Source organism: Parapusillimonas sp. JC17 (assembly GCF_052180245.1).
Taxonomy (GTDB): Bacteria; Pseudomonadota; Gammaproteobacteria; order Burkholderiales; family Burkholderiaceae_B; genus Parapusillimonas.
Genome location: NZ_CP197474.1, coordinates 3,499,549 through 3,523,936, shown reverse-complemented (window position 1 = coordinate 3,523,936; position 24,388 = coordinate 3,499,549). Strand labels below are relative to the sequence as shown.

Below are 24,388 nucleotides of genomic sequence, written 5' to 3'. Positions count from 1 at the left end.
GGTTTTTAGCGTCAACCGTTAACGGGCTCTAGTCGTCGGGCAGGGTAAGCGTGCCTTCCAGGTACTGCACGCAATTGCCGGACACATGAACCCGGTCTCCGTCCACCCTGCAGAAGAGTTCGCCCGACCGGCGCGATGCCTGGAGTGCCGAGAGTTCGTTCTTGTTGAGCCGTTCCGCCCAGTAGGGGGCCAGCCCCGCATGGATGGAGCCCGTAACGGGGTCTTCCTCGCCGCCGTTGGCCGGCCAGAAATAACGCGAAGCAAAATCATGGGTATCCCCCGGCGCTGTGACGGCGACATCCAGCGGAGCCAGTTTCTTCAGGACTTCCAGCCGCGGAACGACCGCGCGCACCTGTCTTTCGTTCTGGTACACGGCGATGTATGCCTGCTGATTGCGCAGGATGGCCGCCGGCATGATCGTCAGGCCGTCGAGCAAGGCCGCGGGCGGCTGCGTTACCGGTTGCGGCGCCCGATTCGGAAAGCTCATTTCTATCAGGCCCGAATCCAGACGCGTGGCGATGATTTCGCCCACCGCCGCGGCATGGAAGCGTATCGGTGATGTTGCCATGTCGTACTTCAGCATGACGAAGGCGGAGGCCAGGGTCGCATGTCCGCAGAAGGCGACTTCGGTGAGGGGCGAGAACCAGCGTATGTGAAAGCGTTCATCGGCTTCGCGCACGAAGAATGCGGTTTCCGACAGATTGTTCTCGGCCGCGATGGCCTGCATGGCCGCGTCGGGCAGCCAGGTGTTCAGGGGCACGACCGCCGCGGGATTCCCCTTGAAGGCCGTGCTGGTGAACGCATCGATATAAAAGATGGAGAGCTTCATGAAGGGGACTCCATGGGGTCGTTGGCGGCGCGCCGTCAGCCGCGCGCCGGCGTTGCCAGCCCTTTGACGACGGCGGGCCGGGCGAGAAAGCCGTCGAGGGCGCGTTGCACGTTGCGGAAGTCTTCATAGCCGACGAGCTGACCGGCATCGTAGAAACCCACCAGATTGCGCACCCAGGGAAAGATGGCGATGTCGGCGATGGTGTAGTCATTGCCCATCAGCCAGTCGCGTCCGTCGAGACGCTGGTCGAGCACACCCAGCAGTCGCCGGGATTCGGCGACATAGCGGTCGCGCGGGCGCTTGTCGTCGTAGTCCTTTCCGGCGAACTTGTGGAAGAAGCCCAGTTGGCCGAACATGGGCCCGATGCCGCCCATCTGGAACATGAGCCATTGAATGGTTTCGTATCTGCCCGCCGGGTCGTCGGGCAGGAAGCGGCCGGATTTTTCCGCCAGGTAGATCAGGATGGCGCCGGACTCGAAAAGCGCCAGCGGTACGCCGCCCGGCCCTTGAGGATCGAGGATGGCGGGGATCTTGTTATTGGGATTGAGCGACAGGAACTCGGGCGAATTCTGGTCGTTGGTATCGAAGCTGACCAAGTGGGGTTCGTAGGGCAGCCCCGTTTCCTCGAGCATGATGGACGCCTTGACCCCATTGGGCGTGGGCAGCGAATAAAGCTGGATGCGATCCGGATGCCGGGCCGGCCATTTGCGCGTGATGGGGAAAGAGGAAAGATCGGTCATGTCGGGTCCTTGTCTTCGAGCTCATTACATACTATGGCCGCATCCAGCCATCCGCGCAAGGCGTTGGAAACCCGCAGCGCGGGCGCGCGCAGCAAGTCCCCACGGGATATTACCGCCTCGCGCACCCAGCCTCGTTCCAGCAGATGCCTGCGCTGCACGCCGGGCAGGGCGCCGCAGGCTATCGGCGGGGTGAGCCAGGTGCCCGCATCGTCCCGCACATAAATATTGCTCCGGCTGCCTTCGCAGGCTTCGTCCTTGTCGTTGCAGTACAGCACATCGAAGCAAGCGGGATGCTCGCTCAGCCATCGCTGGGCTTCTGCGTACCAGGGGCGATGCGTGGTCTTGTGCCGCAGCCAGGGGCCGTCGGCCCGCAAGGGCGTTGCCGCCAGGTACAGGGAAACGGGCTGCTTGGTGGCCGGCAGTATCGATGCTTCGAGCGTGTGAGTGCCGTCGGCATCCAGCAGCAGCCGCAGCCGGTGGGCAGTTCCCGCATCGAGCGCTGAAACGCATTGCCGGATGGCCGACCGCAGTGCTTCTTCGGGGAAAACATAGGCCAGCTCACGGCAGGAGGCTTCGAGCCGGCGCATATGAAGGTCCAGCAAAGGCATGGCGCCGGATTCGACGCGCATTGTTTCGATGAGCTGGATGTTCATGCGGTCTCCGGGGGCTGGTTGAGAATGCGCGCCTTCCAGTGGCACTCCTGCCATTCTTGTTCGGGATCCGAATCATGGACTATGCCGCCGCCCACTCCGAAGACGCCGTTGCGTTCATTGTGCATTTCCAGGCTGCGGATCGCAACGTTCAGGGAGCAGTCGCCATCGGGAGACAGCCATCCTACGCTGCCGCAGTAAATGCCCCGTTCCGCCGCTTCGAGCTGCCGGATCTTATGCATGGCGGCGATCTTGGGCGCGCCGGTGATGGAGCCGCAGGGAAACAGGGCGCGCAGCAGTTCTTCCAGGGATACGCCGGGGGCGCGGGCCGTGATGGTGGAGGTCATCGTCCAGACCGAGGGGTAGCGTTCCAAAGAGAAAAGGGCATCCACGTTGACCGACCCCGGCGTGGCGATACGCCCCAGGTCGTTGCGCAGCAGATCGACGATCATCAGGTTCTCGGCCCGGTCCTTTTCGCTGTTCTTCAGTGCGACGGATGCCTGCGCGTCCAGAACCGGATCGGCATGCCGCGGGGCCGTGCCCTTCATGGGCCTGACGGTGAGCATATCGCCGCGGCGCTCCAGGAACAATTCGGGCGAGAACGAGAGTATGCGTCGTGCGCCATCCTCGACATAGGCGCAGTGCGCGGCGGGGTGGCTGCCGGCGATAGCGCGGTACAGTGTTTCCGGAGGCAAGGCCGATTCGACGGAGATGGGAAAGGTGAAGTTCACCTGATAAAGGTCTCCCCGGGCGATTGCGGCGCGAATGTCGCCGATGCATGCCTGGTAGTCCCGTTTCCTGATGCCCGGCTGTGCCCGGAATATCGGGGGCTTGCCATGGTGCGCCGGCCATATCGGTACGGCGGCCATCTGTTCGTAGACGAGTGCGGTGAGCCTGGGCCGGGGCGCGTCGGCTGGCGAAGGCTGGAGGCTCGCCAACGGCTGCGCCTCGAAGGCCGGCTCCAGCCATTCGCCCAGCTCGTAGTCGAGCAGCAATGCAAGCCACAGGCCTTGCTTCTGTGCAGCCTCGATCTCTGCGAAAGCTTTCGCCAGCTCATCCTTGCCGTGAGCGCGGATGGCGTGGCGAAAGCCGCGCATCTCCCCTGCCTGCCCGGTCAGGCGATTCTCGAAACGGCATTGGCTCATTGCTGCGACGATTTCATGAAGGTATCCAGCACCGCGCCGGTATGGGACTTTTCCTTCAGGCTGATCACATGTTCCGGCGAACCCTGCGCCACCAGACGGCCGCCGCCGCTTCCGCCCTCGGGACCCAGGTCCACGATCCAGTCCGCTTCCGCGATGACGTCCAGGTTATGCTCGATGACCACGACGGTGTTGTCCGCATCCACCAGCCGGTGCAGCACATGGATGAGTTTCTCGACGTCCGCGACCGACAGGCCCACGGTGGGTTCGTCCAGCACGTACAGGGTATGCGGGATGCGGGACGCGCGGCCGGTCTTGATCAGGCCGTCCGTCAAGCGCGCCTTGGCCAGTTCGGTGACGAGCTTGATGCGCTGCGCTTCGCCGCCCGACAGCGTAGGCGAGGGCTGGCCCAGCGTAAGATAGCCCAGCCCCACGTCCTGCATCAACTGCAGGATGCGGGAAATGCGGGAGTGCGCCGAGAAAAACTCGACCGCCTCGTCGACTTCCATCTTCAGCACTTCGCCGGCGCTTTTGCCTCGCCAAGTCACGTTCAGCGTATCCTTGTTGAAGCGCTCGCCATTGCAGCCGTCGCATGGCACTTTAACGTCGGGCAGGAAGCTCATTTCCAGCGTGCGCATGCCCTGTCCCTCGCAGATCGGGCAGCGGCCCTCGCCGGTATTGAAGGAAAAGCGCGCCGCCGTCCAGCCCCTGATGCGGGCTTCTCGGGTATCGGCAAACAGCTTGCGCACGTCGTCCCAGAATCCCACATAGGTGGCGGGGCAGGAGCGTGGCGTCTTGCCGATCGGGGTCTGGTCCACTTCGAGCACCCGGTCTATCCGTTCCCAGCCCTCGATATCGACGCATCCATGCCAGGACGGCGCCTTGCGCTGGGAAACCGCCTGAGCCAGGTTGTCGAGCATGACGTCACGGGCCAATGTGGACTTGCCCGATCCCGACACGCCGGTGACGACGCTGAGCCGTCCGACTGGCAAGGCGGCGTCCACGTTGCGCAAGTTATGGAGGTGCGCGCCCCGCACCTGGATCATCGGTGCGTCCTCGGCGACGGGCCGGCGTGGCTGCAGCGGGTGGACCAGCGGATGCTTGAGATAGCGTCCGGTGACGGATGCGGGATTCTCCATGACTTCCTGGGCAGTGCCCTGCGCCACGATCATGCCGCCCCGGATACCGGCGCCCGGGCCCACATCGATGATGTGCGATGCGCGCCGTATGGTGTCTTCGTCATGCTCGACCACCACGAGCGTGTTTCCGTTTCCTTCGAGCGAGGCCAGCGCGTTGAGCAGGATCTGGTTGTCGCGCGCATGCAGTCCGATGGTGGGTTCGTCCAGCACATAGCACACCCCCTGCAGATTGGAACCCAGCTGGGCGGCGAGCCGTATGCGTTGCGCCTCGCCGCCCGACAGCGTTGGCGCGGCGCGATCGAGCGCCAGGTAGCCCAGGCCGACTTCCTGCATGAAATTCAGCCGGCCCCGGATTTCCGTGAGGATGTCGCGGGCGATTTCGCCTTCCCGTCCAGGCATGACCAGGCCGGTGAAGAAGGAACGCGCATCGGAGACCGGCATGGACGCAAGCTCCGCGATCGATTTCTCACGCCAGCGGAACGCACGCGACACAGGATTGAGGCGCTCGCCATGGCAGCTGGCGCAGGGTTCGGTGCTGCCTTCGTACCAGGCGTTCCAGGCGGTTTCCTCGCCGGTCTGCTCGGCATCGAAGCCGGTCAGCTGCAGGCCGGTGCCGAAACAGCTGTGGCACCATCCATGCTTGGAGTTATACGAAAACATGCGCGGGTCGGGTTCGGGAAAGCTCGTGCCGCAACTGGGGCAGGCGCGCTTGACCGAGAAATGACGCTGCGTGGCGCTTCCGTTCGCCAGACCGCCATCGCGGCGTTCAGCCAGCGTCTGTGCGTTGTCAGGCGTCAGGTCGATGAGCACGCTCATGCTTCCTTGGCCATGTTCGAGGGCGGTGCTAACCGCCGAGCGCAAACCCGCTTCCGCCCCCGGATCGACCACCATATCGGCAATGGGCAGTTCTATGGTGTGCTCTTTATAGCGATCCAGCCGTGGCCAGGGCGAAACGGGGATGAAGTCGCCGTCCACGCGCAGGTGGGTGTGTCCCTTGCCGGCGGCCCATTTGGCCAGATCGGTGTAATACCCTTTGCGCGCCGTCACCAGGGGGGCCAATATGCCGATATGACGGCCCTTGTACTCGCGCATGATCTGGGCAACGATCTGTTCGGGCTTCTGCGGCTCCACCGCGACCTTGCAGTCCGGGCACATCTGCGTGCCCAGCTTGACATACAGCAAGCGCAGAAAGTGATGAATCTCGGTCATCGTGGCGACGGTGGACTTCCGTCCGCCGCGGCTGGTGCGCTGTTCGATCGCGACGGTGGGCGGTATGCCGTAGATGGCATCCACGTCCGGCTTGCCGGCGGGCTGCACGATGGCGCGCGCATAGGCATTCAGTGACTCGAGATAGCGGCGCTGCCCTTCGTTGAACAGTATGTCGAATGCCAGAGTCGATTTGCCCGACCCGGATACGCCGGTAATGACGGTGAAGGTATCGCGCGGGATGCTGACGTTGATGCCTTTCAGATTGTGCTCGCGCGCATTCAGTATCTCTATGTTGTGTTGAGCCGCGCCTGCTGCCTGATAGTCGGCGGCGGGCTCAGCCAGCTGCCGCGCCTGCTGCGATTTCTCTTCGTAGACGATGGCGCTGGTGTATTCAGCCAGCGCCATGCCCGTGTGGGATTCAGGGTTGGCCATAAGCTGTTCGGGCGTGCCCACGCCAACGACTTGTCCGCCCGCGTCGCCGCCTTCCGGGCCCAGGTCGATCAGCCAGTCCGCCGCCCGTATGACGTCCAGATTGTGTTCGATGATCAGCAGCGAGTGGCCGGCGCCCAGGAGCTTGCGGAAAGCGCGCATGAGCCGGGCCACGTCGTCGAAATGCAGGCCGGTCGTCGGCTCGTCGAACAGGAACAGGCTGCCCTTCTTGGCCACCCGGGCGGACGAAATGCCGCTGCGGGCCGCAGCCGCCAGATGGCCCGCCAGTTTCAGCCGCTGGGCTTCGCCGCCGGACAGGGTGGGAACGGGCTGCCCCAGGCGCAGATATTCCAGCCCGACATCGGCCAGCGGCGCGAGGCCCCACTGCACGTCGCGCAGACCGCTGAAGAATTCCAGTGCTTCGTTGACGGTCATCTCCAGCACTTGGTCGATCGATGCGCTTTTGCCCAGATGTTCGACCTTGACTTCCAGTATTTCGGGCCGGAAGCGCTTGCCGTCGCAGTCGGGGCAGCGCAGATAGACGTCCGACAGAAACTGCATCTCGACATGCTCGAAGCCGGTCCCGCCGCAAGTCGGGCAACGGCCGTCGCCCGTGTTGAAGCTGAAGGTGCCGGTCGTGTAGCCGCGTTCACGGGCGAGCGGCGCCTGGGCGAAAAGCTTGCGTATGGCGTCGAATGCGCCCACGTAGCTGGCGGGATTGGACCGTGCCGTCTTGCCGATGGGCGTCTGGTCGACGAGCACCACGTCGGCCACTTGCTCGGCGCCCAGCAGGCGGTCGTGCTCGCCCGGTGCTTCGGTGGGCTTGCCCTGACGCTTGAGCATGGCGGGGTAGAGCACATCCTGGATCAGGGTGGATTTGCCCGAGCCGGATACACCCGTCACGCAGACCAGGCGGCCCAACGGAATCGAGATGGAAACGTTCTTGAGATTGTTGGCGCGGACGCCTTCCAGCAGCAGCTTCGGCGTGTTGTCCGCAACGGGCATGGGCCGAGGGGCTTCCACTTTGAGCCGTCCGCCCAGGTAGTTGCCGGTCAGCGTGCCGGCCGCGCGCAGGGCATCGGGCGTGCCGTCGAAGACCACCCGCCCGCCGCGTTCTCCGGGACCCGGGCCCATGTCCAGGATCCTGTCGGCGGCGACCATGACTTGCGGATCGTGCTCGACGACGACCAGCGTATTGCCATTGGCGCGCAGCCTGTGCATGATCTCCACCACGCGGTGCATGTCGCGCGGGTGCAGGCCGATGGACGGCTCGTCAAGCACGAACAGCGTGTTCACCAGCGAAGTGCCCAGCGCGGTCGTAAGATTGATGCGCTGGACCTCGCCGCCGGAAAGCGTGCGGCTTTGACGATCCAGCGACAAGTATCCCAACCCGACGTCGCAAAGAAATTTCAGGCGGCTGCGCACTTCGTTCAGCAGCAGGTCTATGGCGGCATCCATGGCGCCGCCGAAGCTGATTTCCAGGAAATAATCGCGCACGCGCTCGATGGGCAGGCGCATCAGGTCGTGGATGCTCAGGCCAGGCAAGGCATCGAGTTGCTCTCGGCTCCAGTCGGCATGGACGGGCCGGAATCGCGGATAGCCGTTCTCGGTCTCGTTGTGCGCCGTGTTGCCGAGCCGCCACAGCGTGGCGTCGGGCTTGAGCCGCGAACCGCCGCAGGCGGGGCAGGGGGTGTAGCTGCGGTACTTGGACAGCAGCACTCGCACATGCATCTTGTACGCGCGCGATTCGAGCCAGTCGAAGAAGCGCTGCGCGCCATACCATTGGGTCTTCCATGCGCTGGGACCGCCCTTCCAGTCGGGCGTGCCGCCGACGACCCAGCCTTTTTCGCGGTCATCGAGCTGGTCCCAAGGAGTGTCCAGGCGCACATCGGCGGCGCCGGCGTACTGCTCCATCTCCGTCTGGCATTCCTTGTAGCTGGCTGTTTGCCAGGGCTTGACGGCTCCGCCGCGCAAGGTCTTCTTTTCGTCGGGCACGACCAAGCCATAGTCGATGCCCATGACGCGGCCGAAGCCGCGGCATGATTCGCAGGCCCCGAGCGGCGAATTGAATGAGAATGTACTGGGCAGCGGTGTGCTGTATTCGATATTGCAATGTGCGCAATGGAGCCGATTGCTGAAGCGCCAGACGGTTTCCTGCTTGCCGGACTCCTCCGATTCGGGCATGGCGTGAATGGCGATGTGTCCGTCGCCTTGCCGCAGCGCGGTGTCGAGGGCTTCCATGACGCGTTCGGGCTCGGCGCTGCCGTAGCGGAAGCGATCCTGGACCACATGCAGCACCCGCAGCGTCTCTGACTTGGCTTGCTGCTTTTTCTTCGTCTTGCCGGCATGGGGCGTGGGCGTGTGCGTCCGCGTTTCTTCGTGGTGAACGCGCGTGTAGCCTTGCTGTTCCAGGAAGCCGCGCACTTCCTCTTCCGTATAGTTCGACGGGATCGCAATGGGGAAGGTAATGACCAGTCTGGGATCGCCGTCCTGGGCCAGCGTAGCCAGCTGCTGCGCGATTGATTGCGCATTGTCCCGCTGCACGCGTCTGCCGCAGCATCGGCAATGCAGGTGGCCCAGGCGTGCGAACAGCAGCTTCAGATGGTCGTTGAGCTCCGTCATGGTGCCAACGGTGCTGCGCGAGTTGCGAACCGGGTTCACTTGGTCGATGGCGATCGCGGGCAGTATGCCTTCTATGCGATCGACCTGCGGCTTGTCCATGCGGTCCAGGAACTGCCGGGCATAGGGCGAGAAGGTTTCCACGTAGCGCCGTTGCCCTTCCGCGTACAGCGTGTCAAAGGCCAGTGAGCTTTTGCCCGAGCCCGAGACGCCGGTGATGACCAGCAGTTTTCCTGTGTCTATGGATACATCGAGGTTCTTGAGGTTGTTCTGGCGTGCGCCGAAAATGCGGATATTTGAGCTCATGCGGATATCATAAACGTTCTGATTTCGGCATGGTTGGGGGTCGGACCCCATACGGGGTTTGAGGGGTCAGACCCCATACGGGGTCTGACCCCAGGCTGACCCGACTGTGCGTTAACGGGTTTTAAGGTAGAATAGCTGGTTACCTATGTTTTTACTTGCCCGCGATGCGCGTTTAGCCATTGGCATTTGAACCCCGCGCGGCTTTTGCATGCACATTCAGGGAGAATCATCATGGCAGAAATCAAACGTACGCGTCGCAACACTCTTGAGCGCCGTTGCCTTGGCAAGGCTTTCAAGCGTCTTTTCGTGCGCGCACCCAAGGGTGTTTTCAAGATGCTCGAAAAAGTCAAGCGCGCCTAAATTCAGCAGATATTTTCGTCTGCTAAATGACGCTATCTGTATCGAAAATGCAGCATTGCGCCACAAAAGTATGACGAAAGGTAAGACTGGCAAGGAAACCGCAGATCATGGGTCTGCGGTTTTTTTTTGGCCTATGATGGCTGCATAAAAAGACTTCATATGCATATCCATCATCATGTCTTCCTGGCGCCATCTATTTACGGTTGTCACGCCTACCTATAACCGGGCTCATACGCTCGAAAGGGTGTACGCATCGCTGCGCGAGCAGTCGTTCCAGGATTTCGAGTGGGTCATCGTGGACGACGGTTCGACGGACAACACGCGCGCCATGGTCATGAGCTGGCAGCAGGAAGCCAGCTTTCCCATCCACTATATGTGGCAACGGAACCAGCACAAGAAAACAGCGTTCAACCGCGGCGTTCGCAAGGCCAACGGCGAACTCGTCGTTGCGCTGGACAGCGACGACAGTCTCGATACCAACGCCCTGTACACCATGGCTCGCGTCTGGAGCGACATTCCGGAGCGCGAACGCTCGCGATATGTCGCCATCACCGGGCTGTGCGCCAAGCCGGACGGCCGCATCGTGGGCGACATGTATCCGCGCGATGTCTTCGACGCCACCGCGTTGGACATGACATTCAAGTATCACGTCAAGGGCGAGAAATTCGGCTGTCTTCGCACTGACGTCCTGCTGCAATTCCCCTTCCCCGAGGAAATCGCCGGATTCGTCCCGGAAAGCCTGGTGTGGCGGGCAATTGCGCGCGCGGGCTATATGACCCGGTTCGTGAATCAGGTGTTCCGCGTTTATCACGACAGCTCCGACTCTTTGTCCAGGCAGGGCGCAGAAAGCCAGCAGCACGCCTTGGGCCTGTGGCTGCTGGCGCAGGATACCGTGGTCGAATGCCTGCCATGGTTCCGCTATCGCCCTCAGGCCTTTCTGCTGGCGGCCGCCCGCTATACGCGCTTCTCGCTGCATCTTCGCCATAACCAGCAAAGGTTTCCATCGGGACGCGGGCTGAAGGGGCTCGCATCGCGCGCGCTGGTGGGCCTGATGTGGCCGGCCGGCGCGGTGCTTTACATGCGCGACCGCCTGAAGACGGGCTGACGCAGGCCCGCCAACCAGCGTTGACAGGCCCTGGTCCTATTAGTGCAGTGTCCTCGGGGCGGCCGGATCGCCGCCTTCGTAAGGATCGTCGTCATCGTCGTCTTCGTCTTCGTCGGCGGCGTCATCGTCATCGCTGTCGGCAGCGAGTTCGTCTGCCATGACGAAGGGCAGGATGTCCTGCAGCGTGTCGGCCCAGGCGACTTCGTCGCCTTCTTGGTCGACTTTGATGTAGCGGACGCCTTCAAGATCGGACAGCTGTATTGCCCATAGGTATTCGCAGTCGAAGACGTCGTCGGCCGCGATGGTCATGCCGCCCTTGTTGCCGATGATCCTGGCCTCGGGACCGCCGATCTGGACGACGACGAAATCGGAGGGATCGTCCTGCACATCGAGCGGAACAGCAAAAATGACCCATTCGAATCCCGTTTCTTCCGCGTCCATGACCTCGGCCAGCACGGGCTTGCCCATGTAGGCGCTCAGGGCATCCGCGGTGCGGCCCAGCAGATCGAGCTCGTCCGCGGAAAAGACGAGTGGCGGTTCTTGATTGTCGGACATGGAAAGACCCGGCTGTAAAACGGCCATTTTAAAGCATAAGGCAGCCTGGGGTCAGACCCCGAAGGGTCTGACCCCAACTCGAACACGGGCGGGGTCAGACCCCGTATGGCGTCTGACCCCCATTCGAACGCGGGCCGGGGTCAGACCCCGTATGGGGTCTGACCCCCTCTGACCTCTTCGAGCGGTTACGGCCTACAATCGATGTTTTTCCTTTTCCTTGTTTTTCTTGTTATGGCTCAATACGTATACACGATGAACCGGGTCGGCAAGATCGTGCCGCCCAAGCGCCAGATTTTGCGCGATATTTCCCTGTCGTTTTTCCCGGGCGCCAAGATCGGCGTTTTGGGTCTCAACGGGTCCGGCAAGTCCACCTTGCTCAAGATCATGGCCGGCATCGACCGCGAGATCGAGGGCGAGGCGGTTCCCATGCCCGGCATCAAGATCGGCTACTTGCCGCAGGAGCCGGTGCTCAATCCCGAACACACCGTCAGGGAGTCCGTCGAAGAGGGACTGGGGGAACTCTTCAGCGCGCGCAAGCGCCTCGAGGAAGTCTATGCGGCCTACTCCGAGCCCGACGCCGATTTCGACCAGCTTGCCACCGAGCAGGCCGAGCTCGAAGCCGTCATCGCCGCCGCGGCCTCCAGTGGCGCGGACGACATCGAGCACCAGATGGAGATCGCGGCGGACGCCTTGCGCCTGCCTCCCTGGGACGCGGTGATCGGCAAGCTTTCAGGCGGCGAAAAACGACGCGTGGCGCTGTGCCGCCTGCTGCTTTCCAAGCCCGACATGCTGCTGCTGGATGAGCCGACCAACCACCTGGACGCGGAAAGCGTGGAATGGCTCGAAGTCTTTCTGCGCAAGTTCCCCGGCACGGTCGTGGGCGTGACGCACGACCGCTACTTCCTGGACAATGCGGCCGAATGGATACTGGAACTGGATCGCGGCCATGGCATTCCCTGGAAAGGAAACTACAGTTCCTGGCTGGAGCAGAAAGACGACCGCCTCAAGCAGGAAGAGGCCAGCGAGTCGGCGCGCCAGCGCACCATCAAGAAGGAGCTGGAGTGGGTGCGTCAGAACCCCAAGGGCCGGCAAGCCAAGGCCAAGGCCCGCCTGGCGCGCTTCGAAGAGCTTTCTTCGCACGAATATCAGAAACGCAACGAAACCCAGGAAATCTTCATCCCCGTGGCGGAACGCCTGGGCAACGAAGTGATCGAATTCGAGAACGTCAGCAAGGGCTACGGCGACCGGCTCCTGATCGACAACCTGAGCTTCAAGGTGCCGCCCGGCGCCATCGTCGGCATCATCGGCCCCAACGGCGCGGGCAAGTCCACCTTGTTCCGGATGATCGCCGGCAAAGAGCAGCCCGATTCGGGCGAAGTCAAGATCGGCAAGACGGTCAAGCTGGCATACGTCGATCAATCGCGTGAATCCCTGCCGGACGACAAGACCGTGTTCGACTCCATTTCCGACGGCGCGGATCTGCTGACGGTGGGCCGCTTCGAGATGTCCTCGCGCGCCTACCTCGGCCGGTTCAACTTCAAGGGCGCCGATCAGAACAAATTGGTGGGCAAGCTGTCTGGCGGTGAACGCGGGCGCCTGCATCTGGCCAAGACCCTGATCGCGGGCGGCAACGTGCTCATGCTCGACGAGCCTTCGAACGACCTCGACGTCGAAACATTGCGCGCGCTGGAAGACGCATTGCTGGAGTTCGCAGGCTGCGTCATGGTCATCAGCCACGATCGCTGGTTCCTTGACCGTATCGCCACCCACATCCTGGCCTTCGAGGGCGAATCCCAGGTCGTCTTCTTCGATGGCAACTATCAGGAATACGAGGCAGACAAGAAGCGGCGGCTGGGCGAAGAGGGTGCGAAGCCCAAGCGTTTGAGGTATAAAGCGCTGAAGTGAATTCATTCCGGAGGACGCCGCCATGCATGCTTTGAGCACACACGATTCGATGTTGCTGGTCGTAGACATGCAGGCGGCCCTGGTTCCCGCCATCCACGATCACGAGCAATTGGTCGCGCGTGCGGGTCGCCTGGCACGGGCGGCCCAGTTGCTGGGCGTGCCCGTGGTGGCCACCGAGCATTGCTCCGACAAGATCGGCCAGACGGTCAATGCATTGCGCCCCTGGGTGGATCATGTCGTCCAGAAGTCGCATTTCGACGCCACGCGGGAACACGGCTTTCTCGCGGAGCTTCCTCGAGGCAGGCATGACGTGTTGTTAATTGGTACCGAGGCGCACGTATGCGTGTTACAAACCGGCATGGGGCTGGCCAGAATGGGACTGTCGCCGATACTCGTCATCGATTGTGTCGGGTCGCGGCGCGATAGCGACTTCGAGGCCGCATGTGCTCGCTGGCGCCATTACGGGCTGGAGGCCATCAGTGCCGAAATGGCGATGTTCGAATGGCTCGAATCCAATGCGCATCCCCATTTCAAGGATGTATTGGCGCTCGTCAAAGCAAATGGCATGCCCGGCTGATACATTTGTTGCGCGCTCTCACAAGCCTTTCCTGTTGCGTGTTGATTATGAAACAGGATTTCGGCTACTTTGAACCCGACGTGTTTGTTTTACGGAGGTAAAAAATGAAATCGACGACTTTGGCAAAACTGGGTGCTGTGGGTGTGTTGGCCGTGGCCATGGCTGGGTGTTCATCCTGGGACAACATGAGCCATCGCCAGAAAAGTGCGGTGACCGGCGCAGGCCTCGGCGGTGTCGCCGGCGCGGTAGTGACGGGCGGCGGCGTGCTGGGCACCGTGGGTGGCGCGGCCATAGGCGGCGTCATCGGGGACCAAGTCGGCAAGAATCGGTAAAGCGGCCATTGCCGCTGCAGGCGCGCTTGCGTAAGATGCCGGCGCGCAAAAGCCGGAAACCGTGCGGGCTGAGGCCCGGCACGGTTTTTTTACGTCGAGCGCCCTTCGGGTTGCGGCATTTCGATTTTGACTTCCAGGATTTCCAGAGAGTCCTGGCGTTCCAGGTTGACTTTGATGTCGTCAGGATTAATCTTGACGTATCGGGAAATGACCTCGACCAGTTCTTTTTGAAGGCGGGGCAGGTAGTCGGGTGCTACGCCGTCGCCGCGTTCATTGATGAGAATGAGCTGCAAACGGTCGCGGGCGACGCTTGCCGAGGTTTTCTTTTGTCCGCGAAGGAATGACAGGAAGGACATATTATTTCCCTCCGAACAAGCGCTTGAAGAGGCCGGGTTTTTCGTAGTCGACGAACTTCAGGGGCTTGTCTTCGCCGAGGTAGCGGTCTATGACGTCCATATAGGCCACGGCGACGTCGGTATCGCGCAGATGGATGGCCGGTATGCCCTGGTTGGATGCTTGCAAGACGGACTCCGATTCTGGAATGACGCCGATCAGTTTGATCCGCAAGATGTCCTCGATGTCCTTGAGCGACAGCATTTCGCCTTCGGCGACGCGCTTGGGGTTGTAGCGCGTGAGCAGCAGATACTCCTTGATCGGTTCCTCGCCTTTTTCGGCGCGGCGCGACTTGGCGGACAGGATGCCGAGGATGCGGTCGGAATCCCGCACCGAAGAGACTTCGGGGTTGGTAACGACCAGCGCGTCGTCGGCGAAGTACGACGCCATGAGCGCGCCGGTTTCGATGCCGGCCGGGGAATCGCACACGATATACTCGAAACCCATCTCGCCCAGGTCCTTCAGGACTTTTTCGACGCCCTCACGGGTGAGGGCGTCCTTGTCGCGCGTTTGGGATGCGGGAAGAATGAACAGGTTTTCCAGTTGCTTGTCGCGTATCAAGGCCTGATTGAGCGAGGCTTCCCCCTGGATGACATTCACGAAATCATAGACGACGCGGCGTTCGCAGCCCATGATCAGGTCAAGATTGCGCAGCCCCACGTCGAAGTCAATGACCACGGTCTTGTGGCCGCGCATTGCCAATCCTGAAGAGAAGCTTGCACTGGTGGTCGTTTTCCCCACCCCGCCTTTGCCGGAGGTCACCACAACAATTCGCGCCATGACGATAGAGTTCCTTATGGTTTTTGGTAAATCACGTAATCGTAATGCATAACGGCCTCAAAAGCGCCGAAGCCAGCGGCATTTCCGGTGCTGCTTCGCAACAAATATTATCTGCTAGCCGCCCAGCGGCGTCAGCTTCAGTGTGTCGTCTTCAAGGTGCACGATGGTCGGCCGGTTGCGCAGGGAACCATCGAGCTGGGTTTCGATGACGCGGTAGACGCCGGCAATGGCCAGGAGTTCGGGGTCGAGCTGCGTCGTGAAGATGCGCGCACTCGTGTCGCCGCGTGCGCCGGCCATCGCTTTGCCGCGCAGCGGACCATATACGTGGATGTTGCCGTCGGCAATGACTTCCGCGCCCTGGCTTACCACGCCGATCACGATCAGGTCGGTATTGCGGGCGTAGATGCGCTGGCCGGAACGCAGCGGCCGGTTGATGACCATGGCCGCCGGGGCAGGTTCCGCCGGTGCGCCGGACGGCGCCGGCTTGGCCTTGGGCGCGGGGGCCGCATCTTCGGCAGCGGGCGGCGCCACCACCGGAACGTCTTTGTCGGGCGCGGGCGTGCTGGCAGGGCGAGGGGTAGGGCTGGACAGATCGACTGCGGGCAGGCCATGCGCCAAGGCGTCGTCCAGCATGGATTCGGGCGCGACCACGCCGACAGGGTGCAGCTTGTGCGCCTTCAGCGCCTGGACGAGCGCCCCCCAGTCGACCGGCTGGTCCAACTTGGCGGCGTCGAGGACCACGGGTTCATTCTCGAAAAAAGCACCGGCATCTTTCATTCTTTGTGCCAGGGCTGCCGTCAGCGCTTCGGTTTCGTGGCTGTGCAGCACGACGCGGACGGCGTATAGAGTGGCGCTTTTGAAATCGAGCGCCAGCTGGCTTTTGCGGTGGGTGGAAGAGTCGCTCACTGATCTGATTCGCAAATAAAAATTACATGTTCCGGGTTTATTTTTGCTGAGCCCAGGAATCCTTGAGGGTGGTGCTGCGGTTGATGACCGGCTTTGCGGCCGTGGAGGTTTCGCGATCCGCAACAAAATAGCCCAGGCGTTCGAACTGCCAGGAGTTGCCGGGCTCGGCGAGCGTGCCGGGTTCGAGCCAGCCCTGGACGACCTTCCGCGAATCGGGATTGATGGCGGCAAGGAAGTCTTTGTCGCCGCCATCGGGATGGGCATCAGTGAACAGGCGGTCGTACAGTCGGATTTCGGCCGGCACGGCGTGTTCGGCGCTGACCCAGGTGATGTTGCCCTTGACCTTCACCGAGTCCGCGCCGGGTGTGCCACTTTTGGTGTCCGGGAGGTATTCCGCATGGACTTCCACTATGTTGCCGTCGTCGTCCTTCACGCAGCCCGTGCACCGGACGATGTAGGCATACTTCAGGCGTACCGTGTTGCCGGGGAAGAGCCGGAAGTATTTCTTGGGCGCTTCTTCGCGGAAATCGTCGCGCTCTATCCAGAGTTCCCGGGTAAGGGGGAACTCGCGCTGGCCGGCATCGGGGTCATGCGGATTGCGGGGGGCCTGGCAGGACTCGGATTGGCCTTCCGGGTAGTTGGTCAGCACCAGCTTGATGGGATCGAGCACGGCGACCGTGCGCGGAGCCTTGGGATCGAGGTCGTCGCGCAAGGCCTGTTCCAGAATGCTGTAGTCGATACGGGAATCGGCCTTGGACACCCCCAGGCGCTCGCAGAAAAGCCGTATGGAAGACGGCGTATAGCCCCTGCGGCGCAGGCCGGCCAGGGTAGGAAGCCGTGGATCGTCCCAGCCGTCCACATGGCCTTCACGGACCAATTGCAGCAGCTTGCGTTTGCTGGTCACCACGTAGGACAAATTAAGGCGGGCGAATTCATACTGTTGCGGAAGGGGGCGCGATAGCTGCCCCAGATCGGCCAGGTGATTCAGGATCCAGTCATAGAACGGCCGCTGGTCTTCGAATTCCAGCGTGCAGATGCTGTGGGAAATGCTTTCCAGCGCATCCTCGACCGGATGCGCCCACGAATACATGGGGTAGATGCACCAGGCGTCGCCGGTGCGGTGGTGCGCGACATGACGGATCCGGTACAGCACCGGATCGCGCATATTGATATTGGGCGAACCCATGTCGATCTTGGCGCGCAGCGCCATGCTGCCATCGGGATGCTTGCCGGCCCGCATTTCGCGCAGCAGCCTCAGCGACTCTTCCACAGGCCGGTTGCGCCATGGCGAGTCCGTGCCTTTTTCCGTCAGCGTGCCGCGCGTGGCGCGCATTTCGTCCGCGTTTTGTTCGTCGACATAGGCCAGGTCCGCCTGGACGAGCGCTTCGGCGAACTGGTACATGTATTCGAAGTAGTCGCTGGCGAAATAGCAGTTGTTCTCGTCGCCGTTGGTCCAGTCGAAACCCAGCCACTTCACCATGTCGATGATGGCGTTGACGTACTCGTCTTCTTCTTTTTCCGGATTGGTGTCATCGAAGCGCAGGTGGCAGGCGCCCTGGTAGTCGCGGGCGAGGCCGAAATTCAGGCATATGCTTTTGGCATGGCCGATGTGCAGGTAGCCATTGGGTTCCGGAGGAAAGCGCGTGCGGATGCGCGCGGTGTCGATGTCGCCTTGCTGTTGCACGGAGGCCGGTCCCGGCTTGCCTGCCCAGCGCTTTTCCGCGTAGCGGCCCTGGGCGAGGTCGTTATCAATAATGGTGCGCAGAAAATTGGATACCGGAGCGGGGGTGGGCACTGAGGTCATTACGATATAAGAAACAGAATGTCGAGTGAAGTAAGCATTTTGCCACGTTCGCCGGTATTTGCCTGCCTGGACGGTTTACAAATGGCGAACTGGCTCTAAACTAGCGCTCATTATGACGTACTCGACATTGTGGCTATCACAAATCCAGTTCTTTGCCAGCCTTGGCTTCATGCTGATGTTTCTTGTCATAGAGCTGGGTCTGGCCTGGGTCCTGCTGTACTTCAAGCTGCGCGCATTCGGACGCGACCATGCCGCGTGGACGGCCGCCTATCGTTTTTGGGTGCGGGTATTCGCCCTGGCTTTCGTACTCAGCTTTGCCGCCTGCATGCCGGTGCTGATACAGCTGGGCGGACTCTGGCCCACGCTGATGGAAAAAATCGGCGATGTCGCGGGCCCTCTGCTGGCGGCGGGTATTCTGTCGACATTCATCTTCAAGTCCTGTTTCCTGGGCGCCATGCTGTTCGGGCAGCGGCATCTGTCCGAAAGGCTGCACGCCCTGGTGGTATTCATGGTCGCGGCGGGCGTGACAGCGTCCTCGTTCTGGATGCTGGCCCTGCTCTCGTGGATGCACGTCCCGACCGGCGCCCGCATCCTGGACGACAGGTACTGGGTGATCGACTGGGCGCAGATCATTTTCAATCCTGCCTTGCCGTGGTATGCGGGCCTGTTCGTGCTGACCAGCCTGTTGGCCGTCGCGTTCCTGATGCTGGGCATCATTGCCTTGCAAACCTTGAGGCGTCCGGTGGACGACAGCGGGCGCCTGGTGTTCAAGACGGCGGTCTGGCTGGCGGGCGTCAGTATCGTGCTGCAGGCCGTATTGGCGGCGGGCGCGGGCGGCATGACCGCCCGGTATCAGCCGGCCAAGGCTGCGGCGGTGTCGGGTTATTGGCATAGCGGCGGGTCGCCCCGGGTGGCGCTCTTCGACTCGTCCGGCGAAGAAGAGCGGGCCGGGGACAAGAGCCCGTTCTGGCGCGATGCTGCGGGTTATTGGCTGGCCCGGGACAAGAACGGCGGCTTTCGGGGCCTGGATCAGTTCGCAGGCATGGCGCCGCCGGTGGCCGTCACCTTCTGGTCCTACCGCCTCGCGGTGCTCACGGGCCTGCTCATGCTTTTCGTCGCGACGATCACGCTGCTGCGCGGAAGGCGGCGCGATTACGATCCGGGCGCGTTGTCGCGGGGCTGGCGCCGCGCGCTCATCGCCATGAGCTTTTCCGGATGGTCCATGCTGCTTGGGGGCGCGGCATATGTATTTTTTGGCTCTTTCCCCTACGTCGTCACCGGAACGATCACCGTCAGTGAAGTCACCGGCGATACGGCGTTCGACATTGTGCTGGTCGGCTGCCTGGCATACCTCTGTTTTTACATGCTTTTCCTGGCTGGCTTCTTTCAGATGCTGTGGCATATCGTGCGCTACGGCGTCGTGCCCGTCGCACGGCACAGGGGGCGCGCATGATCGACTCGCTTGCCGTGGCGCTGGGTCTTGGCGCCCAGGATCCATCGTTCTGGATGCCGCTGGTCTTCATGGCGCTCTTCTATGGGATCGTCGTCGCCGGAACGGTGCTCGACGGTTTCGACATTGGCGTGGGCTGTCTCGTGCTGTTCGCGCCGCGCGAACTGCGTCCCCGCATGCTGTCCCTGCTCAGCCCCTGGCGCGATGCGAACGAGTTCTGGCTGTTTCTGGGCATGGGCTTGTTCGTCACGGCCTTCCCCAATGCATGGGGCCGTGTCATGAGCGCGCTGTATCTGCCGATGTGCCTGCTGGCCCTGGGCGTTCTGCTGCGTTCGGTGTCGTTCGAGATGCGTCTTCGTGCCCACAAGGAGCTGCAGGAGCGCTGGCTGACGGGGTTTGCGGTTGGGTCGCTCATGACGGCGTTTGCGCATGGCCTCCTGTTGGCGCAGTTGGTGGTGACCTATCAGTCGCGGCCGGGTTATCTGTGGTTCACCTTGTTCGTCGGTTGCTGTGCGGTCGCTGCCTATTGCCTATTGGGCGCGGCGTGGCTGATCATGCGGGTGGCCGGAGAGCTGCGCGCGCGAGCCGTGATGTGGGGGCGCAGGGCGGTGCGCTGGGCGGCCGCCGGAGCTGTAGCGGTATCGGTGGTTCTGGCATTCGACAATCCGGGTGTCTTCCTGAAATGGAGCGACGGGCCGCGCTGGCACAAGATCGCCGTATTGTGGGGCGCCATATTGTTGAGCTTCGTCTCCATTGAAATGTGCCTGCAGCGCATGATCAACCGCAGCTATCGGACCACGGCGCTGCCCTTCGTCCTGACCCTGCTGATCTTTCTGGCTGTACTGGGCGGCCTGGGCTATAGCTTCTTCCCTTACCTGGTGCTGGACGACGTCACCATCTGGGATGCGGCCGCATCGGTCGGCTCCTTGAGGCTCATCCTTTCGGGCGCCATCATCGCGCTGCCGGTCGCCCTGATCTTCAACATATGGGTGTACCGGCGCATGTTCGGCCTGTCCATTCCTCCATCGCCGCCTGAATATGCGGGTTGAGGGGAGGGGTCAGACCCCGTACGGGGTCTGACCCCACAAAAGCGGATACGGGGTCAGACCCCGGATGGGGTCTGACCCCCTAACGGACGAGGCAAGCGGACGCGGACTTGCAAGCCGCCGGCCGCCGCGTCTTCAAGAGCCAGGCTGCCGCCGTGCGCGCGGACGATGGCTTCGGCCAGCGCGAGTCCCAGGCCCACCGACCCCGTACGGGTACGGGCGTCGTCCAAGCGCGAGAAGGGGCGCAGCGCTTCCGCCCGTCGTTCCGCGCTGATGCCGGGGCCGTGGTCGGATACCGTGATGAGAACGGCGTCGGCGGTTGCTTCCAGCTTGACTTCCACCGGTGGCTTGCCATGGTTGAAGGCATTGGTGATGAGGTTGTCCAGCAGGCGGCCCAATGCCATCCTGTCGGCATTCAGCATCACGTCCGCCGGGCCGGCGTCGATATAGCGCACATCGCTGCCGGTGCTGGTCCACGCGGCAAGCTGTTCTTCGAGCCAGGCATTCAACGGCAGCGGTTCGAAGCGGTAAGAGCCGCTATCCGTGCCGCGGACGAAGCCAATGAACTGGTCCACCATGCGCTGCATGTCCTGGAGGTCCTTGCGCATGCCGTCCTTGAAATGGGCGTCGTCCAGCATTTCTATGCGCAGCCACATGCGCGAAAGCGGCCCCTTCAAGTCATGTGGAAGCCCTGCAAGCAGCGTGCGGTGCACCGCGTCGGCTTCGGCCAGTGTGTCCAGCATGGCGTTGAAGCGCTCGCCCAGTATGCGTGTTTCGGTGGGGCCTGACGGCGTGACGCGTTGCGGCTGGCCGGCCGCCAATTGGTCCGCGGCGCTGGCCAGGCGGGTGAGAGGGCGTGTAATGTGCCACGAAAAAGCGGCGGACAGCAGGAGAAGCAGCCCCATGCCGCCCAGCCAGACGGCGATCATCGGCGTGGAAACCGGGGGGGCGATGCGGTCCAGCCGGATGACCAGCCATTCCCGGCTGGCGGGCCCGTCTTCCATTTCAGGATTGGGCAGCAGCGAGATGTAGAGCCTGGGTTCGGGGCCGCGGGAAAGCGCGACGCGCGTATCGTCGTCCAGGCGCTTGTTCAGCGCATCGACGAAGGCGCGCAGGTTGTTGCGTATGTCGTTGGGCGGACGGGACGGCCGGTCATGACGGTGTTTTGGAGGAGGGCGACGCTCTTCCAGACTGGCGTCGGAGGGCAGGCTCCGGGACCACAAACGCCATTGATTCTGCGACGCCACCTGCACGAAGCCCGCGCGCTGTTCGGCGGGGATCTCGGCCAGGGCGGCACGCAGGGTGCGGATGGTGGTGGCCGTCAGCTCGACGGCCACTTCCTCGTTGAACTTCTTGCGGTAGTGCGAAACCGTTGCAAAGGTAGCCGCCTGAACCAGCAGGATGGTGCCCAGCGTGAGCAGCACCATGCGCGCATGCAAGGATCGCGGAATAAGGAAACGAATCATGAGTCAGGGCGAAAACCGGTAGCCTACGCCCCAGACCGTCTGGATCCACCGGGGTTGCTTGGGGTCGTCCTCGATGGCGCGGCGCAGGCGAAGGACTGCGATGTCGATGGCGCGGTCATTGCGCTCGCCCTCGTCGTCATCGCGCGCCAAAGCAAGCAGGCGATCCCTGGATAGCGGTTTTCCCGGATTGTTGACCAAGGCTTCCAGCAAATTGACTTCCCCGCCGGTCAGTTTGATGGGAACCTGATTCTTGAAGAGCTGCCGCGTCGCGGGATCGAACATGAAGGGACCGAACTCCACCGGCCTGTCCTTGGTGAGAGCCGAAGCGCCTTTCTTGCGGCGCAGGACCGCCTCGATGCGGGCGAGCAGTTCGCGAGGGTCGAACGGCTTGCCCAGATAGTCGTCGGCGCCGGCTTCCAGGCCGATGATGCGGTCCACCGTTTCATCCCGGGCGGTGAGTAAAATGACGGGAATGTCTTCCCCCAACTGGCGCAGGCGGCGGCAGGCCTCTGCGCCGTCGCCATCGGGCATCATGCGGTCCAGTACGATCAGATCGGGTGAGTAGCGCTGTATCCGGGCGGGCAGATCGCTGGCGTCGGGCGCAAGCAGCGTGTCGTAGTGATGGCGATTCAGGTAATCGGCCAGCAATTGGCGCAGGGCGGGGTCGTCGTCGACGACCAGCACTTTTACTAAAGGGTTTTCCATGGCTGCCAGTGTGCCTGCAAGCGTCTTGGCCTGGCAAGCACGGGAAACGGATTGAAATACTTGGGTTGCAAGCGTAAGGTGGCGGGACTCCATTTTCTCAGAAACAGCATGATTCAGTCTTCCCTGCGGTCGGTGCGCCAGCGGCTTGGCGCTTATTCGTGGCTATCCGATCTTCCCGCCATGCTGTGCTGGGCCGCACTGGTGGGTGCTCTCGGCGCCTTCGCCACCATTGCGTTTCACCAGGGCATGCATCTGGTGCAACAAGCGGCGACGGGCAGCAGCGGCACGATCGCGGGCGTCACCGAAAACCTGCCGTGGTATGGGCGCCTGGCCTTTCCCGCGCTCGGCGGCGTCGTGGCGGGCTTCCTGCTGCTGGCCGCGCGTAAAATCAAGGCCGGCAGCAATTCGGACTACATGGAAGCGGTGGCCATCGGCGATGGCCGCCTTTCCATCCGGCAAGGCATGCTGCGCTCTATCTCCTCGCTGTTCACGGTCGCATCGGGCGGGTCGATAGGGCGCGAAGGGGCCATGGTTCACTTGGCGGCGCTCAGCGCATCGGCGATCGGTCGCTTCACTTACTTCAATACGGCGCGATTGCGCCTGCTCGTAGCCTGCGGCGCTACCGCCGGCGTTTCCGCGGCATACGGCGCGCCCATTGCGGCGGCGTTCTTCGTCGGGGAAATCGTTCTCGGCACCATGCGGATGCATAGCCTGGGACCCATGCTGGTGGCCGCCGCGACGGCGAATATCGTCATGCGCATGACGGGAAACTATCACACGCTATATGCCATGCCGGACGTCCCATCGCTGTCCGGCATCGTCGTTCTGCCTTTCGTGGTCCTGGGCTTGGCCGGCGGCCTGTGCGCTCCTCTGTTCCTGAAGTTCCTGGACTTTGCCAAGCGGTCTTTCCAGCGCACCGGCCTGCCCCTGCCTGCGCGGCTCGGGCTGGGGGGCGCGCTACTGGGGCTGTTGCTGATCGCCATGCCTGAGGTCGCCGGCAACGGCGACAATGTGGTTCACTCCATGCTGCATTCGTCCTGGACCTGGCACGCCGTGCTGCTCGTGCTGGCTTGCAAGGTGCTGGCAACCGCGCTCACCGCCGGTTCAGGCGCCGTGGGCGGGGTGTTCACCCCCGCCTTGTTCGTGGGCGCGGCCCTGGGCACTTTGTTTGGAATCGCTTTGCAGGCGCTGCTGCCGGAATTGTCCGTGCCTGTCTACGTGTATGCCTTGGTTGGAATGGGGTGTTTCCTGGGCGCGGCCACGAGCGCGCCCCTGATGGCGATTCTGATGATTTTCGAGATGACGCTCAGCTATCACGTCGTGCTGCCGCTGATGCTGGCTTGCGTGGTGGCGCATTTCGTTTCGCGGGCGGTTGCTGAAGTGGCCATGTATGAAGTCACGGTGGTCCGCGAGCGGGATATCGCGCTCAGGCAGCGCCTGCGCAACACCACCATCGTCGATCTGGTGCGCCCGGCGGTGACAGTCGTCTCCACCACCGCGCCCGTGCGCGACGCCCTGCAGATGTTCGTCGAGTATCCCGTCAAGTATCTCTACGTGGTGGATGAAAAGAATGTTTACCAAGGGGTTATTGCCCAACAAGACCTCACCAGTTTATTGTTGAGCCAAGGCGACATCCAGAAGATGCGTGCCGGAGAAGTCCTGAGGCTGGATTTCGTCAAGACACTGTACATGGACATGAACCTGGATGAAGCGCAAGAGCATCTGGTGCATTTCAGTGGTGAGCGCCTCCCCGTGGTCAGCAGGGACGAGCAGCCCCGCCTGTTGGGCGTGGTGTATAAATCCGCCGTCCTGGAAAAATTCAGCGCGCTGAAGAAAATGGCCGACGCCAGCCCGGAAGACATGCTGGCGTTTCCAGTGCGAAAGAACTAGGGCCAGTGCCGCCTACCTTTTAGCGTTAACAAGTCCTAGCGTTGTGATGCA

General features: G+C 62.4%; 20 protein-coding genes. 8 read left to right on the top strand and 12 right to left on the bottom strand.

What is annotated here, in order from left to right:
* Positions 1-28: 28 nt before the first annotated feature.
* The 5 genes from ACSBPU_RS17015 to uvrA are packed head-to-tail and all read right to left on the bottom strand — an operon-like array spanning position 29 to position 9,063.
* The gene (locus ACSBPU_RS17015; protein WP_442593068.1) at positions 29-829 is read right to left on the bottom strand and encodes a PhzF family phenazine biosynthesis protein; all 801 of its coding nucleotides are present in this window, start codon (positions 827-829) and stop codon (positions 29-31) included.
* 35 nt (positions 830-864) lie between these two features.
* Positions 865-1,569, bottom strand: coding sequence for a glutathione S-transferase N-terminal domain-containing protein (locus tag ACSBPU_RS17010; RefSeq protein WP_442593067.1), 705 nt, complete (start codon positions 1,567-1,569; stop codon positions 865-867).
* Positions 1,566-2,222 (bottom strand): aminotransferase class IV, encoded by a 657-nt coding sequence (locus ACSBPU_RS17005; protein WP_442593066.1) that lies wholly within the window; start codon positions 2,220-2,222, stop codon positions 1,566-1,568. The genes ACSBPU_RS17010 and ACSBPU_RS17005 overlap by 4 nt, the downstream gene beginning before the upstream one ends.
* Positions 2,219-3,364: an aminodeoxychorismate synthase component I gene (gene pabB / locus ACSBPU_RS17000; RefSeq protein ID WP_442593065.1), complete on the bottom strand. Its 1,146-nt coding sequence runs from the start codon at positions 3,362-3,364 to the stop codon at positions 2,219-2,221. Before pabB ends, ACSBPU_RS17005 begins: the two co-directional genes overlap by 4 nt.
* On the bottom strand, positions 3,361-9,063 hold the full coding sequence (gene uvrA, locus ACSBPU_RS16995; RefSeq protein ID WP_442593064.1) for an excinuclease ABC subunit UvrA: 5,703 nt from the start codon (positions 9,061-9,063) through the stop codon (positions 3,361-3,363). Before uvrA ends, pabB begins: the two co-directional genes overlap by 4 nt.
* A gap of 231 nt (positions 9,064-9,294) precedes the next feature.
* Between uvrA and ACSBPU_RS16990 the strand changes: the two genes are divergently transcribed.
* Both ACSBPU_RS16990 and ACSBPU_RS16985 read left to right on the top strand, forming a co-directional pair.
* On the top strand, positions 9,295-9,423 hold the full coding sequence (locus tag ACSBPU_RS16990; RefSeq protein ID WP_264129781.1) for a hypothetical protein: 129 nt from the start codon (positions 9,295-9,297) through the stop codon (positions 9,421-9,423).
* Positions 9,424-9,598: 175 nt separating this feature from the next.
* Entirely contained in the window at positions 9,599-10,528 is a 930-nt protein-coding gene (locus tag ACSBPU_RS16985) for a glycosyltransferase (protein ID WP_180066465.1), read from the top strand.
* A 39-nt stretch (positions 10,529-10,567) separates the two neighbouring features.
* On the opposite strand, the gene ACSBPU_RS16980 is transcribed toward ACSBPU_RS16985, so the two are convergent.
* Positions 10,568-11,083, bottom strand: a complete 516-nt coding sequence (locus ACSBPU_RS16980; RefSeq protein ID WP_442593063.1) for a hypothetical protein — start codon at positions 11,081-11,083, stop codon at positions 10,568-10,570.
* 231 nt (positions 11,084-11,314) lie between these two features.
* On the opposite strand from ACSBPU_RS16980, the gene ettA reads away from it, so the two are divergent.
* From ettA to ACSBPU_RS16965, 3 genes are all read left to right on the top strand, one after another.
* Entirely contained in the window at positions 11,315-12,988 is a 1,674-nt protein-coding gene (gene ettA / locus ACSBPU_RS16975; protein WP_442593062.1) for an energy-dependent translational throttle protein EttA, read from the top strand.
* Positions 12,989-13,010: 22 nt separating this feature from the next.
* Positions 13,011-13,565, top strand: a complete 555-nt coding sequence (locus tag ACSBPU_RS16970) for an isochorismatase family protein (protein WP_442593061.1) — start codon at positions 13,011-13,013, stop codon at positions 13,563-13,565.
* 104 nt (positions 13,566-13,669) lie between these two features.
* Positions 13,670-13,897, top strand: coding sequence for a glycine zipper 2TM domain-containing protein (locus ACSBPU_RS16965; protein WP_180066457.1), 228 nt, complete (start codon positions 13,670-13,672; stop codon positions 13,895-13,897).
* 89 nt (positions 13,898-13,986) lie between these two features.
* Here ACSBPU_RS16965 and minE read toward each other — a convergent pair whose 3' ends face one another.
* The 4 genes from minE to ACSBPU_RS16945 all read right to left on the bottom strand — a co-directional run bounded on the left by minE (position 13,987) and on the right by ACSBPU_RS16945 (position 17,780).
* Complete coding sequence (gene minE / locus ACSBPU_RS16960) at positions 13,987-14,253, bottom strand: cell division topological specificity factor MinE (RefSeq protein ID WP_442593060.1); 267 nt, start codon at positions 14,251-14,253, stop codon at positions 13,987-13,989.
* A gap of 1 nt (position 14,254) precedes the next feature.
* On the bottom strand, positions 14,255-15,070 hold the full coding sequence (gene minD, locus ACSBPU_RS16955; RefSeq protein WP_180066453.1) for a septum site-determining protein MinD: 816 nt from the start codon (positions 15,068-15,070) through the stop codon (positions 14,255-14,257).
* Positions 15,071-15,184: 114 nt separating this feature from the next.
* Complete coding sequence (minC, locus tag ACSBPU_RS16950) at positions 15,185-15,976, bottom strand: septum site-determining protein MinC (protein ID WP_442593059.1); 792 nt, start codon at positions 15,974-15,976, stop codon at positions 15,185-15,187.
* Between the two features lie 37 nt (positions 15,977-16,013).
* Positions 16,014-17,780, bottom strand: coding sequence for a glutamine--tRNA ligase/YqeY domain fusion protein (locus tag ACSBPU_RS16945; protein ID WP_442593058.1), 1,767 nt, complete (start codon positions 17,778-17,780; stop codon positions 16,014-16,016).
* A gap of 112 nt (positions 17,781-17,892) precedes the next feature.
* On the opposite strand from ACSBPU_RS16945, the gene ACSBPU_RS16940 reads away from it, so the two are divergent.
* On the top strand, positions 17,893-19,233 hold the full coding sequence (locus ACSBPU_RS16940; protein WP_442593057.1) for a cytochrome ubiquinol oxidase subunit I: 1,341 nt from the start codon (positions 17,893-17,895) through the stop codon (positions 19,231-19,233).
* Positions 19,230-20,279 carry a cytochrome d ubiquinol oxidase subunit II gene (locus tag ACSBPU_RS16935; RefSeq protein ID WP_442593056.1) on the top strand — a complete coding sequence of 350 codons (1,050 nt, stop codon included), beginning with the start codon at positions 19,230-19,232 and terminating at the stop codon, positions 20,277-20,279. The genes ACSBPU_RS16940 and ACSBPU_RS16935 overlap by 4 nt, the downstream gene beginning before the upstream one ends.
* Positions 20,280-20,332: 53 nt before the next feature.
* Here the strand turns inward: ACSBPU_RS16935 and ACSBPU_RS16930 are convergent, their stop codons facing one another.
* Together ACSBPU_RS16930 and ACSBPU_RS16925 are read right to left on the bottom strand one after the other, a co-directional pair.
* Entirely contained in the window at positions 20,333-21,742 is a 1,410-nt protein-coding gene (locus ACSBPU_RS16930; RefSeq protein ID WP_442593055.1) for a HAMP domain-containing sensor histidine kinase, read from the bottom strand.
* A gap of 3 nt (positions 21,743-21,745) precedes the next feature.
* Complete coding sequence (locus ACSBPU_RS16925) at positions 21,746-22,447, bottom strand: response regulator (protein WP_180066443.1); 702 nt, start codon at positions 22,445-22,447, stop codon at positions 21,746-21,748.
* Between the two features lie 108 nt (positions 22,448-22,555).
* Here ACSBPU_RS16925 and ACSBPU_RS16920 point away from each other — a divergent pair, with 108 nt between their 5' ends.
* Positions 22,556-24,337: a ClcB-like voltage-gated chloride channel protein gene (locus ACSBPU_RS16920; RefSeq protein ID WP_442593054.1), complete on the top strand. Its 1,782-nt coding sequence runs from the start codon at positions 22,556-22,558 to the stop codon at positions 24,335-24,337.
* Positions 24,338-24,388: the final 51 nt, after the last annotated feature.

Excerpts from the sequence above, each read along its gene's own strand:
- ACSBPU_RS17015 (WP_442593068.1), bottom strand. The coding sequence starts at position 829 with ATGAAGCTCTCCATCTTTTATATCGATGCGTTCACCAGCACGGCCTTC.
- ACSBPU_RS17010 (WP_442593067.1), bottom strand. The coding sequence starts at position 1,569 with ATGACCGATCTTTCCTCTTTCCCCATCACGCGCAAATGGCCGGCCCGG.
- ACSBPU_RS17005 (WP_442593066.1), bottom strand. The coding sequence starts at position 2,222 with ATGAACATCCAGCTCATCGAAACAATGCGCGTCGAATCCGGCGCCATG.
- pabB (WP_442593065.1), bottom strand. The coding sequence starts at position 3,364 with ATGAGCCAATGCCGTTTCGAGAATCGCCTGACCGGGCAGGCAGGGGAG.
- uvrA (WP_442593064.1), bottom strand. The coding sequence starts at position 9,063 with ATGAGCTCAAATATCCGCATTTTCGGCGCACGCCAGAACAACCTCAAG.
- ACSBPU_RS16990 (WP_264129781.1), top strand. The coding sequence starts at position 9,295 with ATGGCAGAAATCAAACGTACGCGTCGCAACACTCTTGAGCGCCGTTGC.
- ACSBPU_RS16985 (WP_180066465.1), top strand. The coding sequence starts at position 9,599 with ATGTCTTCCTGGCGCCATCTATTTACGGTTGTCACGCCTACCTATAAC.
- ACSBPU_RS16980 (WP_442593063.1), bottom strand. The coding sequence starts at position 11,083 with ATGTCCGACAATCAAGAACCGCCACTCGTCTTTTCCGCGGACGAGCTC.
- ettA (WP_442593062.1), top strand. The coding sequence starts at position 11,315 with ATGGCTCAATACGTATACACGATGAACCGGGTCGGCAAGATCGTGCCG.
- ACSBPU_RS16970 (WP_442593061.1), top strand. The coding sequence starts at position 13,011 with ATGCATGCTTTGAGCACACACGATTCGATGTTGCTGGTCGTAGACATG.
- ACSBPU_RS16965 (WP_180066457.1), top strand. The coding sequence starts at position 13,670 with ATGAAATCGACGACTTTGGCAAAACTGGGTGCTGTGGGTGTGTTGGCC.
- minE (WP_442593060.1), bottom strand. The coding sequence starts at position 14,253 with ATGTCCTTCCTGTCATTCCTTCGCGGACAAAAGAAAACCTCGGCAAGC.
- minD (WP_180066453.1), bottom strand. The coding sequence starts at position 15,070 with ATGGCGCGAATTGTTGTGGTGACCTCCGGCAAAGGCGGGGTGGGGAAA.
- ACSBPU_RS16945 (WP_442593058.1), bottom strand. The coding sequence starts at position 17,780 with ATGACCTCAGTGCCCACCCCCGCTCCGGTATCCAATTTTCTGCGCACC.
- ACSBPU_RS16940 (WP_442593057.1), top strand. The coding sequence starts at position 17,893 with ATGACGTACTCGACATTGTGGCTATCACAAATCCAGTTCTTTGCCAGC.
- ACSBPU_RS16935 (WP_442593056.1), top strand. The coding sequence starts at position 19,230 with ATGATCGACTCGCTTGCCGTGGCGCTGGGTCTTGGCGCCCAGGATCCA.
- ACSBPU_RS16930 (WP_442593055.1), bottom strand. The coding sequence starts at position 21,742 with ATGATTCGTTTCCTTATTCCGCGATCCTTGCATGCGCGCATGGTGCTG.
- ACSBPU_RS16925 (WP_180066443.1), bottom strand. The coding sequence starts at position 22,447 with ATGGAAAACCCTTTAGTAAAAGTGCTGGTCGTCGACGACGACCCCGCC.
- ACSBPU_RS16920 (WP_442593054.1), top strand. The coding sequence starts at position 22,556 with ATGATTCAGTCTTCCCTGCGGTCGGTGCGCCAGCGGCTTGGCGCTTAT.